A 15531-nucleotide genomic window follows, 5' to 3' on the forward strand; every position below is an offset into this window, starting at 1 on the left:
TATCTCGCCAGGATAAATCTCAAAAGGCCCATATTCCGGGGCAGACCTTGAGCGGTAGCTACCCTTATACACTTACCTGGAACCTTTCGGAGGTCGCATGAAAGCACTTACGTATCACGGTCCGCACCATGTTCGCGTCGAGAATGTCCCCGATCCCATTATCGAGCAGCCCGACGATATCATTTTGCGCGTCACGGCCACGGCTATCTGCGGCTCCGATTTGCATCTCTATCGCGGAAAGATCCCGAAGGTGCAGCACGGCGACATTTTTGGCCATGAGTTTATGGGGGAAATCGTCGAGTGCGGCGCAGAGGTAAAGAATTTGCAAAAAGGCGATCGCGTGGTGATCCCCTTTGTCATTGCCTGCGGAGACTGTTTCTTCTGCCGTCTGCAGCAATACGCGGCCTGTGAGAATACCAATGTCGGGCAGGGCGCCGCGCTGAACAAAAAGCAAATTCCCGCGCCGGCCGCGCTGTTTGGCTACAGCCATCTCTACGGCGGCGTGCCGGGGGGACAGGCGGAATATGTCCGCGTGCCAAAAGGCAACGTCGGGCCGTTTAAGGTCCCGCAACTCCTTTCCGATGATAAGGCGCTGTTCCTGTCCGATATTTTGCCCACGGCCTGGCAGGCGGCAAAAAATGCGCAGATTGAAAAAGGCTCAAGCGTTGCGGTTTTCGGCGCCGGGCCGGTGGGGCTACTGACTATTGCCTGCGCGCGGCTGTTAGGGGCTGAACAGATCTTTGTTATCGATCACCACCCGTACCGTTTGCGATTTGCCGAGGCGCGTTACGGCGCAATTCCCATCAACTTTGATGATGATAACGACGCAGCGGAAAAAATCATCGAACAGACCGCAGGCCAGCGCGGCGTTGACGCCGTGATTGATGCGGTAGGGTTCGAAGCGAAAGGCAGCACCACCGAAACGATCCTCAGCAATCTTAAAATTGAAGGTAGCAGCGGCAAAGCGCTGCGGCAGTGCATTGCTGCCGTTCGACGCGGTGGGGTGGTCAGCGTACCCGGCGTGTACGCCGGGTTTATTCATGGCTTCCTGTTTGGCGATGCCTTCGATAAGGGGCTGACGTTTAAGATGGGCCAGACCCACGTCCATGCCTGGCTGGGCGAGCTGCTGCCGCTGATCGAAAAGGGGCTGCTTACGCCGGAAGAGATCGTGACCCATTATCTTCCCCTTGCTGATGCGGAACGCGCCTATAAGGTGTTCGAAAAACGGGAGGAGGAGTGCCGGAAGGTGATTCTGGTTCCTGGCGCAGAAACGCCCGAGGCCGCAGAGCAGAAAGTTAAGGGCCTGGTGAATGCTTTCCCCGGTGGGGTTGCATGAATACTCGCCTAGCTGTGGCGTTCAAGGTAAAGCACGGCCAAGACGATAATCGCCGCAATAATCAGAAAAATAAGTGTGATAGCCAGTATCTCACTCATGACCGTCCCCACGGCACCAAAACAGATTAAGCGTGGATTAAGGGCTTTTTGCGCGATATAAGAAAATGGGGTGAATTTACGGAAAGAGGATGCGGCTGCATCCTCTGTGCAAAGCGGGTGGGCGCTTGGTCAGAAGTGGTTAACGCAGGTAATCGCCCGCGGCTTCTGGCTGGTAGAGCAACGCCAGCACTTCAAGATGGGCAGAGGCGCCGCCCGGCAATTCCCAGTGGATGGTATCGCCCGTGCGCAGGCCCAGCAGTGCGGCCCCCACAGGCGCAAGAACAGAAAGCTGTGCGCTGCTGTCGGTCATCTGAGCCGGGTAAACCAGCGTGCGGGTCAGCTCTTCACCGGTGGTCAGGTTGCGGAATTTTACCTGGCTGTTCATGGTGACCACGTCATGCGGCATCGTCTCAGGCGTGCACATCTGCGCCCGGTCGAGCTCCTCATTCAGGGCGTCGGCCACGGGAAGTGAGGCAAACTCTGCTTTTTCCAGCAGCCTGTCGATACGTTCTGCGTCGAGCTCATTGATGATAATTGTAGGTCTGGACATTTTTACTCCATGTCGTTAATGCTGCGTGTAACGCAGAAACCAATCCAAAAGAAAACCCTCGCCGTCTGGCAGCGAGGGTTTAACTCTCCCGATGATACTGGCTGAAGGCGCAAGTTTGAAGTGATGAAGGTCACATTCATGGTCCATATGAATTTTCGCTGAAATTTATTCAGTCTTCATTCCGGACGGAATACGTTACGCTGAGAGTCCTGAACCCGGGCGTTGCGCGAAGTGCAATTCGCGTCAGCCCACCAACGAGAGAGAATTATGTACTTCTACCAACCGTCTCAGGGTCACGGCCTGCCGCACGATCCGCTGAACGCCATTATTGGTCCACGTCCGATCGGCTGGATCTCGTCATGCGATAAGGCCGGTCAGCTGAATCTCGCACCGTACAGCTTCTTTAACTGCTTTAACTATCGCCCGCCGATCATCGGCTTTTCCAGCAACGGCTGGAAGGACAGCGTGCGTAATATTAACGAAACAAAAGAGTTTGTCTGGAACCTGGCGACGCGCGATCTCGCGCAGGCGATGAACCAAACCTCTGCCATGCTTCCTCACGATCGGGATGAATTTAGCTTTGCCGGACTCACGCCGGCGGCGAGCCAGCTGGTTAACGCGCCCCGCGTCGCGGAAAGCCCGGTTAACTTTGAGTGCCGCCTGTCGCAGTGCATTCAGCTTACCGGTGCCGACGGCACACCGGTCGATACGTGGCTGGTGCTGGGGGAGGTGGTCGGTATCCATATTGCCGAAACGCTGCTGGAAGAGGGGATATACCAGACGGCTAAAGCGCAGCCCATCCTGCGTGCGGGTGGGCCGACGGCGTACTATGGCATCAGTGACGAAAACCGGTTTGACATGGTGCGCCCGGGCGCGGATCAGTAACCGGCTTTATCAATCACGAACTGTTTTCCGCAGTTACCCGGATGTGGCTGCGGTGCAAATGACGCCGGAGAAAGCGGGTTGTTAATGGTGTCCGCCTTAAGCGAAATCTGCATCTCGGTCAGATACGCCGGATTGCCGTTGCAGGTCAGCTTGATCGCTTTGATGTTCTCCTTGCCCCAGCTTTTGGCAACGGCACTGTCAAAGTCGCTGCGATTGATGGTTTTCCCATAATTCTCGGCGAGGAATTTACCGACCGCGCTGTTTTTAACTTCCTGATTCATCCGCACCATCGTGCCGAAATAGGCATCCGGATCGAAACCAAAGCAGACGCCATGTTTGGCATATTCATAACGTTCCAGGCAGGAATTACCGCCCGCACCCGGCATGACATCGTTGAGCTTAGCGGCAGCAGAAAGCGAGAGTCCGGTTTCGGCGGCATCGCATTTGCGGCTGGCCTTCACTTCCGGCATGTTCGGAATCGGGCGCGTGGCGCAGCCAAAACGCATCCATCGACGTTCATCCACGCCGCGTGCGGCAATAGATTTTGGCAGGCCAGGCCATAGACCGTGGACGGTCAGAAAATCGGCTTTATTATCGCGCTCTTTTTGCAGGCGACATTCGTCAGGTTCATTGCGGTTGCGCTCGACCATGCTCTGGCAAAACCCGGTTTGCCAGGACAGAGCCAGCACATAGCGATCGAAATCGCCATACTGTGTTGCCTTCAGCGGTTCCGCTTGCGCGGAGAAGAGACAGAGAGAAAGCGCCATTGCGCCAGACGGGATGACGATATCCTTCCTGAACATATGATTTCCTGATCGAATGAGCACGATTTATTTCTGGAAGTTATTAAAGCACAAAAAGCGCCCGCAGGCGCTTTTTGGATATCCATAATTTAGCTTAGGCCGCGCCGGGTACCAGCACTTCCGTGGCGATAATCACGATAATCAGACCAACTATAACGGGCACTGAAGTGCGTTTGACGACTTCGAATGGCGAGATTTTCGCCATCCCGGCAACGGCGACGACCACACCTGACACCGGCGAAATGGTCCGGCCGAGGTTTGACGCCTGCAGCATGGGAATGGAGAGGTAGGCTGGGTTAATACCGGAAGAGTGAGCCAGTTTCGGGATCATCTCAACGAAAGCGTAGAAAGGCGCATTACCGGAACCGGTGGTCATCGCCGCCAGCATGGTGAGCACCACCAGAACCAGCATCAGGATAATACTGGCCGAGCCGAACGAGGTGGCGATAGAAATCAGGCTCTGGATAAAGCCGATCGTGCTCAGACCCTGGGCAAAAACGCCCGCTGCAACCAGCAGGATCACCACGCCAGCGAAGGCATCCGCCATACCGCGATACGCCACTTCCAGACCCGAGAAGACTTTTTGAGTGTTAAAACCGCGCACAAACTCCAACACGGCGGCCAGCAGCATACAGATGACCAGAATGGTGATGATGTGCAGCTGTGGACCCCATTTGCCGTCAAAAATCAGCACTCCGACGATCGGGGTGAACGGCAGAATGGCATAGAACGCGGGAGCGGTCGTGGTGATTTCACTCACGTCCATCATTTCATGGTTGATGTTTTCTTTCTTATCGAGATAGCGCTGCCAGAAGAAATGTGCGATCCCCATGCCCACGATGGCAACGATCGAGATCGGTAACGTGGTTTTAAAGGCGAAGTCGATGAGTGACATCTCCGCCGCCTTTGCCGCAAGCACAACGTCGCCGGAGGTCGGGGAGAGAATAATCGCTGCCGGAGACGCGCAAATTGCCGCGGCCGCGCCACGGCTGATACCGACGTTCACCATGACCGGGAACAGCGTCGCCATGAGCAGTACGCCAAGTCCGGTAGCTGACGAAACGGCCAGCGACATGAGGCAGGCGAGGAAATAGGCGGCGACCATTAGCAGATACGGCGAGTTAATGTATTGCAGGGGTTTAGAGGCAAGCTTAACGACCATGTCGTTGGCGCCGATGTGGGTCATGTAGGCTGCAAAACCGCACAGCATCATGATCATCATACCCAGATCGCCGCCGCGGCTCATGAGCAATATTTTAATATATTCAACAATATCTGTAGCAGTGTAACCGGTGCTGGTCGCGCTGGCAGGTAACACCTGGTGCCCCATTATTGCGCTGATAATCAGCAGCGTTAGACCGCCGACAAATAATACGCCCGTGGCCGAGTAGCCTTTAATGATGTAGCGTGCGACGCCGACAATGACGACGACTCCAATAAGGAGTTCGAATAACGTAAGCATGATTTCCCCTGTATCTCTGCTGCTATGGAGCACAAAAAATCAATAAAAAAAGAAGGATGAAAATGTGCCGAATAATTGGCCTGTTCTTGCTGATTAAAATCAATAAACAGACGACTAGAGAACCGAACAACCGTGTTTTGCCATGGCCCGTACATTTATGTCATGTGGCCCTTGACCGTCAGAAATAGCGCAACATGTCCCATTAATGATAACAAATTGTTAATCTTTTGTGTGGTTTTGCATATTGCTGATTAACAAAGAGTAATGTGAGAAGTCACACCCCTTGTGGGTTTATTTGCACGTATCCCTTGCTTTCTTTAAGAATATTCCCGGAAAGAGCCCGAATAATTAGGAATAACGCCGATGTCGTTAAGCCTTGATTCAACTATTTTATGGTAAACTTTGCCTCGAATACTAAGAATGGTAATTGCATTGTGATCGTACGTAATACATTTTTCTCTATTTTGTTGTTTATTTTTGGGCAGTTAACGTTTTCTTCTGTTGCACAGGCAGAAGGCAACGCGACGGATAAAGGCTGGTTCTCAACCTTTACGGATAATGTTTCCCAGACATGGACGGCACCTGAACATTATGATCTCTATGTCCCGGCAATAACGTGGCATGCGCGTTTTGCTTATGACAAAGAGAAAACCGATAAATACAACGAGCGTCCGTGGGGCGCGGGTTTTGGCCAGTCGCGCTGGGATGAAAAGGGAAACTGGCATGGCATCTATCTGATGGCCTTCAAAGACTCGTTTAATAAATGGGAGCCGATTGGGGGATATGGTTGGGAGAAAACCTGGCGTCCGCTAGCGGACGAGAACTTCCACGTCGGTTTGGGCTATACCGCCGGGGTCACTGCACGTGACAACTGGAACTATATTCCGATCCCGGTCCTACTGCCTTTGGCCTCTATTGGCTATGGTCCCGCAACGTTCCAGATGACCTACATCCCGGGTACGTACAACAACGGTAACGTTTACTTCGCCTGGATGCGTTTTCAGTTTTAACTGACAAAACGTTACATGCTGGTGATAAAACGCGCAGTTGTTGATTCATAAGCGATAAAAATCTGTCAGTGAAAATTAACGCGACTTTAGTCACTTTTTATCAAAGATCCGCTGGACAAAAGGTCCCACAATTGATGTACTGATAACCGACACAGCATTTGTGTCGTTTTTTAATGTAAAGGTAATTTTGATGTCTAAGATTAAAGGTAACGTTAAGTGGTTTAATGAGTCCAAAGGATTCGGTTTCATTACTCCTGAAGATGGCAGCAAAGACGTGTTCGTACACTTCTCTGCAATCCAGTCTAATGGTTTCAAAACTCTGGCTGAAGGTCAGCGTGTAGAGTTCGAAATCACTAACGGTGCCAAAGGCCCTTCTGCTGCTAACGTAATCGCTCTGTAATTCAGACGCGTCAGCAAGAATTTCAAAACCCGCTCACTGAGCGGGTTTTTTTCGTTTTGAATCAGCCAAGCAGATACATTTTCAGGAAGCTGGCTACGATCAGCACGCTCACCAACACCATTCCTGCGCTCATCAGACTCTGTTTCATTCTGTCACCCTCGTTCAGTATTGCATTTAGAGTGACAGAGAATAATTAAGCCAACATTAACGGTTCGGCTGTTAATGCGCGCTTGCGGAAGAAAATAGCCAAAATGCGATCCCCGTCATCGCAAACGAGCCGAACATATTGATCGCCATATTCATCAGCGCCCAGCCAATGCGGCCTTCCTGAAAGAGAAAAACCGTTTCCGCAGAAAAGGTTGAGAAGGTGGTCAAACCGCCGCAGAATCCGGTGGTAATCAATACCTTCCACATTGGGTCAATGTGCGTCATTCGGTTAAACCAGGCCAGCCCCATGCCGATGATAAAGGCACCAATCAGGTTAGCGGCCAGCGTCCCCATGGGAATCGCCTGATGCAGGGGGTTAAACCGCATACTCAGAAACCATCGCGCAACGCTACCCGTTCCCCCACCAATAAAAACGGCTAAAAGTAGTTGTAACACGCTAAATACCTGCTATTTGATGTGTAAGAGTAGCGAGTTTAACGCCGTTTATGATGAGGGGACAAATATGTATGTAGCGGTAGGGCAGTTTGCCGTCACGCCTGACTGGCATCAGAATGCGAGAACATGCGTCGAACTGATGATGCAGGCCCGGCAGAAAGGCGCGTCGCTGTTGGTTCTCCCCGAGGCGCTGCTGGCCAGGGACGATAATGACCCGGATTTATCCGTGAAGTCCGCGCAGCCGCTGGATGGCGAATTCTTACAGCAATTACTCGCCCAAAGCGCGGGCAATACGATGACGACGATCTTAACGATCCATGTTCCCTCCAAGCCGGGTCGCGCGGTGAATACGCTCGTGACGATTCGTGACGGGGCCATCGTCGCACGTTACGCCAAGCTTCATCTCTATGATGCGTTCAGCATCCAGGAGTCGCGTCGCGTTGACCCCGGAGACGAGCTCCCTCCGCTGCTGGAGATTGACGGATTTAAGATCGGGCTGATGACGTGCTATGACCTGCGTTTTCCCGAGCTGGCGCTGCATCTGGCGCTGCAGGGGGCGAACGTGCTGGTACTCCCTGCCGCGTGGGTCAGAGGGCCGTTAAAAGAGCACCACTGGGCAACGCTGCTTGCGGCGCGCGCGCTGGATACAACCTGCTATGTCGTTGCCGCAGGAGAATGTGGCACGAAAAACATCGGGCAAAGCAGGGTGGTTGATCCGCTGGGGGTGACGATCGCCGCCGCCGCTGAAGCCCCGTATTTGTTGGTGGCGGAGATAAACTTAGAGAGAATTGCGCTTGCGCGTCAGCAATTACCCGTTCTTCGCAATCGTCGGTTTGCGCCACCGCAATTATTGTGATGTTTTTTTCAACAATGCTTGATTCACCTTGTTACAGATTGCTATTGTGTGCACGCGCTAAATGACCGTTAATACAGTCAGGTTTTGGCGCTGAATGCAGCCTGTTTTAAGTAAAGAAGGTATCTATGGGTGAGATTAGTATTACCAAACTGCTGGTGGTTGCCGCACTGGTCGTCCTGCTGTTTGGTACCAAGAAGTTACGCACGCTGGGTGGTGATCTGGGCGCGTCTATCAAAGGCTTCAAGAAAGCGATGAGCGATGATGATGCAGCGGCGAAGAAAAGCGCCGAGGATGCCGTCCCGGCAGACAAGCTTTCTCACAAAGAGTGACAGCAACGCCTGAGGGCTTGCGAAAAAAAACCGGCTCATGAGGCCGGTTTTTTTGTATTACTGTAAATGAATATTACAGCATTATTTAACTTCTTCGCCTTTAGCCTGCATATCGGCATGGTATGAGGAGCGAACGAATGGGCCGCAGGCAGCATGGGTGAAGCCCATCGCCATCGCTTCGGCTTTCATTTCATCGAATTCGTCCGGGCTCACGTAGCGCTGTACCGGCAGGTGGTGACGGCTTGGCTGCAGATACTGTCCGAGGGTCAACATGGTCACACCGTGGCGGCGAAGATCGCGCATCACCTCGATGATTTCATCATTGGTTTCACCCAGACCCACCATCAGACCAGACTTGGTCGGAATATGCGGATGCGCTTCTTTGAAACGCTCCAGCAGCTTCAGGGACCAGTTGTAGTCAGCGCCCGGACGGACCTGACGGTAAAGACGCGGCACGTTCTCCAGGTTGTGGTTAAACACATCTGGCGGCGTTGCGGTCAGGATATCCAGCGCACGGTCCATACGGCCGCGGAAGTCAGGCACCAGCGTCTCGATTTTGATGTTAGGGCTTTTCTCTCGAATGGCCGTAATGCAGTCGGCGAAGTGCTGAGCACCACCGTCACGCAGGTCGTCACGGTCAACGGACGTGATAACCACATAACGCAGCGCCATGTCGGCGATGGTCTGCGCCAGTTTCTGGGGTTCGTTAGCATCAGGCGCGACTGGACGGCCATGAGCAACATCGCAGAACGGGCAGCGGCGGGTACAGATAGCACCCAGAATCATAAACGTCGCGGTACCATGATTGAAACATTCAGCAAGGTTCGGGCAAGAGGCTTCTTCACAGACGGAGTGAAGGCCATTCTTGCGCATCGCCGCTTTGATCCCCTGGATACGCGAAGAGTCGGCCGGAAGTTTGATTTTCATCCATTCCGGTTTTCTTAACAGCGCCTCGCGCTCTGTAGCCACGTTTTTAACCGGGATAAGGGCCATTTTATCGGCATCGCGGTATTTAACACCGCGTTCCATCACAATGGGTTTACTCATAGCGTGCGTGTTCCAGTTGCGAATATCGAAGGAAAGCGTTTCAATTCAAGGGAATGTTGTATTTATCAACTATTTTTGAACGAACGACAGGCAGTATATCATTGAAACGGTCGTTAAAGCAGCCTGCCAGATCGCCAATTTGTAAAATAGTTGTTGTTTTGTGCCTTTTGCCCTGCGGGTTGCAGGGACTTGTGCTGGCTAAACCTGTCAGAAGGCCTGACGGATAATGCGGATGACGTTTTCCAGGACCGGGTCGCGCAAACTCAGCTTGTTATAATGCAGTGAAATCTCGATAGATTCCGCATTAAGCTGACTGAGCGGGATGCTTTCCAGCGGCCAGCATTTTTGTAGCAGACTGTACAGGCGTGATGGCATAACGCACAGCATGTCGCTGCTGCCGATCAGGGATGCGGTGGTAAACATATTGTAACTGCTGAAGCTGATCTGACGTTCCGGGAAAATTTCATCAATACGCTGACGAAGTGCGTGATTAGATTGCCCTTCGGTCATGAAAGATGAGTGATCGTAGTTGCGCAGGTTTTCGATGGTTAACGGCTCGCTAAGAGCAGGATGCTGCTGGCGGCAAACCAGTACCAGGTTATCCGCATAAAGCACATTTTGCCCCAGCGCTCTGGCACTGAAGCTGCCGCTTTCAATAATCAGGTCCGTCTGGAACTGGGCAAGCTGAATGTCTGGTTCATTGAGAGGCACGTTACGAAGCAGGAGCTGCGGAGCATGTTCTTTCACGGCCTGGAAGATCGCCGGCATCACCAGCACCCCTACAGAAGGGGAACAGCCGATGGTGATGGTTCGCTGCTTATCATAGCTTCCGGTTAAATCCAGCGCGCCCAGAATCGACTCCAGCCCCTGACTGATGTACTCATGGAGATGCGTGGCGTAAGCCGTTGGCGTTACCCCCTGGCCCTTGCGGATAAATAATGGGTCAGGAAATATAGCGCGAAGCTTTTGGATTGACTGGCTTATTGCTGATGGCGTGAGATTAAGAATTTTCGCAGCGTTAACGATACCCTTATGGACATATACCGCCTCAAAAATAGTCAGTAAATTGAGATCAATATTACGTAAAGTCCGAAAAATTTGTGGCTTGTCTTCGCCACCGGGTTCATTCAGTCGTTTGGCTGGTAAATTATTATACTCCACGCTTTCACTCCGTATACATTCACAATATGAATGATAGTTGAATTTATTTATTATGCTTGTAGAGATTCGTAAAGTGTTGGTTTTGTTTCACTTGTTTATCAAAAACAAACAGTTGAGTGATTTTTGCTCACGTTACTTATGCCGTGTTTGCCGTGCTTGCTGGAGGCTAAATAATATGTAGCGGTAATATTCGGGCGCTTCGAAAATATAGAATCTGTGGATTATTGTAAAGCGCAAAAACGGTAAATAAACAGTGGCCCGCCAAATTATCGAGCCATGTTGTATGATGTATTAAGCAGGGATATATTCGTATGGGGGATTGTTAAGTAGCGCTAACATCTGCTTTAAAAGCACGGGACGAATAGTTTCTGGCGTAGCGGTTTCAACCCACTGGCGTACCTGCGTCATTTCCATGCCGGCATAGCCGCAGGGGTTAATGCGTTGGAAAGGCGCGAGGTCCATATTAATATTCAAGGCCAGGCCATGGAATGAGCAGCCTTTACGAATACGCAGCCCCAGGGAGCAGATCTTCATTTCCCCAACGTAAACGCCTGGCGCATCGGCGCGTGGATGCGCGTCAATACCATATTCCGCCAGAGTGTTGACGACAGTTTGTTCCAGTAAGGTAACCAGTTCACGTACGCCAAGCTTTCTGCGTTTCAGATTGAGCAGGACGTACATCACCTGCTGTCCGGGCCCATGATAAGTGACCTGACCGCCGCGATCGCTCTGAATAACCGGGATATCTCCCGTCATTAACAAATGCTCTGCTTTACCCGCCTGGCCCTGCGTAAATACCGGCAGGTGTTCGACCAGCCAGATCTCATCCGGGGTGCTGTCATCGCGTGAATCGGTGAAGTCATGCATGGCCTGGGAGACAGGCTCATAAGGTTGCAGGCCGAGGTGACGGACCAGAATTTTATCCTGATACAAAACTGCGTCTCCGAAGACGAGGGACAAAAGGTGTGGGGGAGTATATCACAGCGGGGAGAGGGGTTACCCGGCAAACCGGGTAACCGCAAAGGGACTACAGCACCATACGAACAATTTCGATATTGCCGAGCTCTTCGTACAGCGTTTCAACCTGCTCAATGTGTGTCGCAGTGATGGTAATAGAGACAGAGTGGTAGTTGCCCTTGCTGCTTGGTTTTACTGACGGAGAGTAGTCACCCGGCGCATGGCGCTGTACCACTTCAACCACCTGATCAACCAGCTCAGGTTTCGCCAGACCCATTACTTTGTAGGTAAATGAGGTAGGGAATTCAAGCAGTTCGTTAAGTTTGGTTTTCATGTCAGCTCCGGCGTAACGTCAAAAAATAATAACTCCCACGTCAGATGGGAGTTATCAGGATACTTAGTATATGGGGATCAAAATCACACTTTCAAGTGTTCAATTTTTAACCAAACCAGTGGTGGAACATCAATTTAATGTAATCAATGATTTTGCCGAAGAAATTGCCTTCAGGAATTTCTTGCAGGACAACCAGCGGACGCTGATCGATCGTTTTTCCATCCAGCTGGAAGTTGATCGTGCCCACAACCTGGTTTTTCTGCAGCGGGGCATGCAGCTCGGTGCTGTTCAGCACGTAGCTGGCTTTCAGATCCTTCATGCGACCGCGTGGAATGGTCAGGTAGAGGTCTTTATCAACGCCGAGTGAAGCACGGTCGTTGTCGCCGAACCAGACGGGTTCAGACGCAAACTCTTTGCCTGCTTTCAGTGGATTCACGGTTTCGAAGAAGCGGAAGCCCCAGGTCAGCAGTTTCTTGCTTTCTGTTTCACGACCTTTAAAGGTGCGGCCGCCCATCACGGCAGAGATCAGACGCATCTGACCTTCAGTGGCAGAGGCCACCAGGTTGTAGCCCGCTTTGTCGGTGTGGCCAGTTTTGATGCCGTCAACGTTCAGGCTGTTATCCCACAGCAGGCCGTTACGGTTGGTCTGACGAATACCGTTGAAGGTGAACTCTTTCTCTTTATAGATAGAGTATTCGTTAGGTACATCGCGGATCAGCGCCTGACCAATCAGGGCCATATCACGTGCGGAGCTGTACTGACCGTCTGCGTCCAGGCCGTGTACGGTCTGGAAATGGCTGTTTTTCAGACCCAGCGCGGTAACGTAGCTGTTCATCAGGCCCACAAAGGCATCCTGGCTACCGGCGGCGAAATCGGCCATCGCCACGCAGGCATCGTTACCAGACTGCAGGTTGATACCGCGAATCAGCTGGGAAACAGGAACCTGCATACCCGGCTTCAGGAACATCAGAGAGGAACCTTTGAAAACAGGGTTCCCGGTTGCCCACGCATCGTTACCGATGGTGACCAGATCCGATTCTTTGAATTTACCTGCCTTCATCGCCTGGCCGATAACGTAGCTGGTCATCATTTTGGTCAGGCTGGCCGGGTCACGGCGGGCATCGGCATTCTGTTCTGCCAGTACTTTGCCAGAGTTGTAATCGATCAGGATGTAGGATTCCGCGTCGATTTGCGGAACGCCAGGGATCATGGTCTTGATATTCAGGTCATCGGCGTGAGCTGCAGAGAGCGCAGCAGCGCAAAGGGCCGTGGTCAGCGCCATGCGCTGCACAAAACGAGCAGAAAAAGTGGTCTTCATGGTCAGAACTACGACATCCGTGATGGAATTAAAAAAAGTGCCTTACTATAGCAAATGCTATTCAGGCAGGCATCCGACTTTAAGCATGAGTTTGTGAATGTGTTTTACACTAACTGACAATTCGGATACCGCCGGTTAATTATTTCGCAACAGCGATAAATGACTGAAGTTGAGCTTCATTCTGCAGACGCTGCTGCAGGGATGCGGCCTGCGATTTGCTGGCAAACGGCCCCATCTGAATGCGCCAGACCGCGCCGTTCTGCTCAACGCGTCCCGGTACGCCAAACTGCTGGCTCAGACGCTGTTGGTACTGCTTGGCCCGGGCCTGATCGCTCACTGCGCCTACCTGAACCACATAGTTGCCGCTGGCCGCTGCTGGAGCCGCCACCGCCGCACTTTGCGTGGCCGCTGGCGCCGTTACGGGAGCCGGCTGGGTCGCTGGCGCAGCAACGGGAGCAGGGGCCGGAGTCGGCTCACTGCCTTCCAGCACGCCCGAGGCTAAGGTCGTCGGTGCGCCAAGAAAGCCGCTACTCTTTACCGGCGCGCCGGTAGAATCCTCGCTTTGCAGCGTGTCATTGCTGATCGGGCGAATTTCTCCCCCCGGCTGAGCTGGCTCTGCCGGAGACGAGACGCTTCCCATTCCGCCGTCAAGATTTGGGCGGTCAGGAAGGGCATAGGTCTGTTTTGCCACCGTCGTACACGCGGTACCCGGCCCGGAGAGCGAACCATCCTGTGCGACGATAATCGGATCAATACGGACTTTGGTGTTGTTCGAGGTGTTCAGGCGATCGGCAGACGCGCGCGACAGGGAAATCACCCGGTCATTCCCGTAAGGTCCACGGTCGTTGATCCGCACGACGATCATACGGCCATTCGCCAGGTTGGTGATACGGGCGTAGCTCGGGATCGGCAGCGTCGGGTGTGCCGCCGTCAGCTGCATTGGGTCGAACGCTTCCCCGGAAGCCGTCAGGTTACTTCCTGGCTCGGCATCATAAATGGCGGCAAAGCCCGCCTGACTGAAACGGGAAGGATCCTGAACAATTTTATAGCTTTTGCCATCGCGCTCGTAATCCTGATTGGCACTGGCATTCAGCGGTTCATAAACGGGATCGGCACCGCTGATTTCAACGATCGGGCCATTACATACCGCAGGCTGCGGCGGCGCGACGGTTGCCTGTTGCTGACCATCATCACTTGTGCAGGCCGCAAGTAAACTTGCCGCGATGCAGATCCCCAGCCACTGCTTACGCATTCCGATCCCCTTATTTTTATACGCTTTTTGACAACATTTTTCTGTGGGTATGGATCGACATCACGATACCAAACCCGGCCATCAACACGATCAGTGCCGAGCCTCCGTAACTCACCAGCGGCAGCGGTACGCCTACCACCGGCAGAATACCACTCACCATACCAATATTTACGAAGACATAAACGAATAAAATCAGCATCAACCCGCCGGCCATGACGCGACCAAAGGTGGTTTGCGCGCGCGCTGCAATCCACAATCCCCGCATGATCAGCAGGACGTACAGCGCCAGCAATATTAAGATGCCAACCAGCCCCAGCTCTTCCGCCAGTACCGCAAAGATAAAGTCGGTGTGGCGTTCCGGTAAAAACTCCAGCTGCGACTGCGTGCCGTGCAGCCAGCCTTTACCGCGCAGGCCGCCGGAGCCAATCGCAATCTTGGACTGAATAATATGATAGCCCGCGCCCAGCGGATCGGTTTCCGGATCGAGCAGCATCATGACGCGCTGGCGCTGGTAATCATGCATCAGGAAGAACCACAGGATAGGAATGAAAGCCGCAATCAGCACCACCGCGATACCAATCAGGCGCCAGCTCAGTCCTGACAGGAAAAGGACAAACAGGCCGGAGAGGGCAATAAGGATTGAGGTCCCCAGGTCAGGCTGTGCCGCAACCAGCAGCGTCGGCAGGAAAATCAGCACCAGCGCGATGGCGGTATTTTTCAGCGACGGCGGACAGACGTCGCGGTTGATAAAGCGTGCCACCATCAATGGAACGGCGATTTTGGCAATTTCCGAGGGCTGGAAGCGGACAACGCCCAGATCCAGCCAGCGCTGCGCCCCTTTTGAAATGGCGCCAAACGCATCTACCGCAACCAGCAAAATAATACAAAAGATGTAAAGATAGGGTGCCCAGCCTTCGTAGACGCGCGGCGGGATTTGCGCCATCACTACCATGATGATCAGACCCATGGCGATCTGGCCGATTTTGCGCTCCATCATGCCGATGTCCTGGCCGCTGGCGCTCCAGATAACCAGGGCGCTGTACACCAGTAGAGCCAGCAGGATCAGCAGCATGGCTGGGTCGATGTGGATTTTATCCCACAGCGATTTTTTATTTGGATTATCCGTCATG

At 52.9% G+C, this 15531-nt stretch carries 18 protein-coding genes; 6 read left to right on the forward strand and 12 right to left on the reverse strand.

The window, feature by feature from the left end:
- The first annotated feature begins 97 nt into the window (after positions 1 to 97).
- Entirely contained in the window at positions 98 to 1336 is a 1239-nt protein-coding gene (locus ACMWLG_RS06785; RefSeq protein ID WP_023310732.1) for a zinc-dependent alcohol dehydrogenase, read from the forward strand.
- 8 nt (positions 1337 to 1344) lie between these two features.
- Here the strand turns inward: ACMWLG_RS06785 and yldA are convergent, their stop codons facing one another.
- Both yldA and rnk read right to left on the reverse strand, forming a co-directional pair.
- Complete coding sequence (gene yldA / locus ACMWLG_RS06790) at positions 1345 to 1434, reverse strand: small membrane protein YldA (protein ID WP_023310733.1); 90 nt, start codon at positions 1432 to 1434, stop codon at positions 1345 to 1347.
- 139 nt (positions 1435 to 1573) lie between these two features.
- Positions 1574 to 1984, reverse strand: coding sequence for a nucleoside diphosphate kinase regulator (gene rnk, locus ACMWLG_RS06795; protein ID WP_023310734.1), 411 nt, complete (start codon positions 1982 to 1984; stop codon positions 1574 to 1576).
- A 267-nt stretch (positions 1985 to 2251) separates the two neighbouring features.
- Between rnk and ACMWLG_RS06800 the strand changes: the two genes are divergently transcribed.
- Complete coding sequence (locus tag ACMWLG_RS06800; protein ID WP_045402120.1) at positions 2252 to 2869, forward strand: flavin reductase family protein; 618 nt, start codon at positions 2252 to 2254, stop codon at positions 2867 to 2869.
- Here ACMWLG_RS06800 and rna read toward each other — a convergent pair.
- Complete coding sequence (rna, locus tag ACMWLG_RS06805) at positions 2863 to 3672, reverse strand: ribonuclease I (RefSeq protein ID WP_045402122.1); 810 nt, start codon at positions 3670 to 3672, stop codon at positions 2863 to 2865. The two genes, ACMWLG_RS06800 and rna, sit on opposite strands and share 7 nt — an antisense overlap.
- A 94-nt stretch (positions 3673 to 3766) precedes the next feature.
- Positions 3767 to 5134, reverse strand: coding sequence for an anaerobic C4-dicarboxylate transporter DcuC (gene dcuC, locus ACMWLG_RS06810; protein ID WP_045402125.1), 1368 nt, complete (start codon positions 5132 to 5134; stop codon positions 3767 to 3769).
- A 392-nt stretch (positions 5135 to 5526) separates the two neighbouring features.
- Here dcuC and pagP point away from each other — a divergent pair, with 392 nt between their 5' ends.
- A complete protein-coding gene (gene pagP / locus ACMWLG_RS06815; RefSeq protein ID WP_080298633.1) occupies positions 5527 to 6144 on the forward strand; it encodes a lipid IV(A) palmitoyltransferase PagP in 618 nt (205 codons plus the stop codon).
- Positions 6145 to 6334: 190 nt separating this feature from the next.
- Positions 6335 to 6544, forward strand: coding sequence for a transcription antiterminator/RNA stability regulator CspE (gene cspE / locus ACMWLG_RS06820; protein ID WP_002439184.1), 210 nt, complete (start codon positions 6335 to 6337; stop codon positions 6542 to 6544).
- 219 nt (positions 6545 to 6763) lie between these two features.
- Here the strand turns inward: cspE and crcB are convergent, their stop codons facing one another.
- Positions 6764 to 7147 carry a fluoride efflux transporter CrcB gene (crcB, locus tag ACMWLG_RS06825; RefSeq protein ID WP_023310740.1) on the reverse strand — a complete coding sequence of 128 codons (384 nt, stop codon included), beginning with the start codon at positions 7145 to 7147 and terminating at the stop codon, positions 6764 to 6766.
- A gap of 67 nt (positions 7148 to 7214) precedes the next feature.
- On the opposite strand from crcB, the gene ACMWLG_RS06830 reads away from it, so the two are divergent.
- Positions 7215 to 8003: a deaminated glutathione amidase gene (locus tag ACMWLG_RS06830; protein WP_045402132.1), complete on the forward strand. Its 789-nt coding sequence runs from the start codon at positions 7215 to 7217 to the stop codon at positions 8001 to 8003.
- A gap of 125 nt (positions 8004 to 8128) precedes the next feature.
- Positions 8129 to 8332 (forward strand): twin-arginine translocase subunit TatE, encoded by a 204-nt coding sequence (gene tatE / locus ACMWLG_RS06835; protein ID WP_414762967.1) that lies wholly within the window; start codon positions 8129 to 8131, stop codon positions 8330 to 8332.
- Between the two features lie 81 nt (positions 8333 to 8413).
- Here the strand turns inward: tatE and lipA are convergent, their stop codons facing one another.
- The 7 genes from lipA to mrdB all read right to left on the reverse strand — a co-directional run bounded on the left by lipA (position 8414) and on the right by mrdB (position 15530).
- Entirely contained in the window at positions 8414 to 9379 is a 966-nt protein-coding gene (gene lipA, locus ACMWLG_RS06840; RefSeq protein WP_013097595.1) for a lipoyl synthase, read from the reverse strand.
- A 207-nt stretch (positions 9380 to 9586) separates the two neighbouring features.
- Positions 9587 to 10540, reverse strand: coding sequence for a YbeF family transcriptional regulator (locus ACMWLG_RS06845; RefSeq protein WP_032665064.1), 954 nt, complete (start codon positions 10538 to 10540; stop codon positions 9587 to 9589).
- Positions 10541 to 10831: 291 nt separating this feature from the next.
- Entirely contained in the window at positions 10832 to 11473 is a 642-nt protein-coding gene (lipB, locus tag ACMWLG_RS06850) for a lipoyl(octanoyl) transferase LipB (protein ID WP_045402138.1), read from the reverse strand.
- 94 nt (positions 11474 to 11567) lie between these two features.
- On the reverse strand, positions 11568 to 11831 hold the full coding sequence (gene ybeD, locus ACMWLG_RS06855; RefSeq protein WP_006177135.1) for a DUF493 family protein YbeD: 264 nt from the start codon (positions 11829 to 11831) through the stop codon (positions 11568 to 11570).
- A gap of 106 nt (positions 11832 to 11937) precedes the next feature.
- Entirely contained in the window at positions 11938 to 13149 is a 1212-nt protein-coding gene (dacA, locus tag ACMWLG_RS06860) for a D-alanyl-D-alanine carboxypeptidase DacA (RefSeq protein ID WP_014069323.1), read from the reverse strand.
- 139 nt (positions 13150 to 13288) lie between these two features.
- Positions 13289 to 14401, reverse strand: coding sequence for an endolytic peptidoglycan transglycosylase RlpA (gene rlpA / locus ACMWLG_RS06865; RefSeq protein ID WP_045402139.1), 1113 nt, complete (start codon positions 14399 to 14401; stop codon positions 13289 to 13291).
- Between the two features lie 16 nt (positions 14402 to 14417).
- Positions 14418 to 15530, reverse strand: coding sequence for a peptidoglycan glycosyltransferase MrdB (mrdB, locus tag ACMWLG_RS06870; protein ID WP_023310746.1), 1113 nt, complete (start codon positions 15528 to 15530; stop codon positions 14418 to 14420).
- Position 15531 lies beyond the last annotated feature (1 nt).

The organism is Enterobacter sp. 01-M-02-SI-ECC, from assembly GCF_047530595.1.
Classification (GTDB): Bacteria; Pseudomonadota; Gammaproteobacteria; order Enterobacterales; family Enterobacteriaceae; genus Enterobacter; species Enterobacter cloacae_M.

What these genes read in the sequence shown, in the direction of transcription:
- rnk (WP_023310734.1), bottom strand. Translation starts at nt 1,984, where the DNA reads ATGTCCAGACCTACAATTATCATCAATGAGCTCGACGCAGAACGTATC.
- ACMWLG_RS06830 (WP_045402132.1), top strand. Translation starts at nt 7,215, where the DNA reads ATGTATGTAGCGGTAGGGCAGTTTGCCGTCACGCCTGACTGGCATCAG.
- dacA (WP_014069323.1), bottom strand. Translation starts at nt 13,149, where the DNA reads ATGAAGACCACTTTTTCTGCTCGTTTTGTGCAGCGCATGGCGCTGACC.
- cspE (WP_002439184.1), top strand. Translation starts at nt 6,335, where the DNA reads ATGTCTAAGATTAAAGGTAACGTTAAGTGGTTTAATGAGTCCAAAGGA.
- ACMWLG_RS06800 (WP_045402120.1), top strand. Translation starts at nt 2,252, where the DNA reads ATGTACTTCTACCAACCGTCTCAGGGTCACGGCCTGCCGCACGATCCG.
- pagP (WP_080298633.1), top strand. Translation starts at nt 5,527, where the DNA reads ATGGTAAACTTTGCCTCGAATACTAAGAATGGTAATTGCATTGTGATC.
- tatE (WP_414762967.1), top strand. Translation starts at nt 8,129, where the DNA reads ATGGGTGAGATTAGTATTACCAAACTGCTGGTGGTTGCCGCACTGGTC.
- dcuC (WP_045402125.1), bottom strand. Translation starts at nt 5,134, where the DNA reads ATGCTTACGTTATTCGAACTCCTTATTGGAGTCGTCGTCATTGTCGGC.
- ACMWLG_RS06785 (WP_023310732.1), top strand. Translation starts at nt 98, where the DNA reads ATGAAAGCACTTACGTATCACGGTCCGCACCATGTTCGCGTCGAGAAT.
- rna (WP_045402122.1), bottom strand. Translation starts at nt 3,672, where the DNA reads ATGTTCAGGAAGGATATCGTCATCCCGTCTGGCGCAATGGCGCTTTCT.
- rlpA (WP_045402139.1), bottom strand. Translation starts at nt 14,401, where the DNA reads ATGCGTAAGCAGTGGCTGGGGATCTGCATCGCGGCAAGTTTACTTGCG.
- lipA (WP_013097595.1), bottom strand. Translation starts at nt 9,379, where the DNA reads ATGAGTAAACCCATTGTGATGGAACGCGGTGTTAAATACCGCGATGCC.
- ybeD (WP_006177135.1), bottom strand. Translation starts at nt 11,831, where the DNA reads ATGAAAACCAAACTTAACGAACTGCTTGAATTCCCTACCTCATTTACC.
- yldA (WP_023310733.1), bottom strand. Translation starts at nt 1,434, where the DNA reads ATGAGTGAGATACTGGCTATCACACTTATTTTTCTGATTATTGCGGCG.
- mrdB (WP_023310746.1), bottom strand. Translation starts at nt 15,530, where the DNA reads ATGACGGATAATCCAAATAAAAAATCGCTGTGGGATAAAATCCACATC.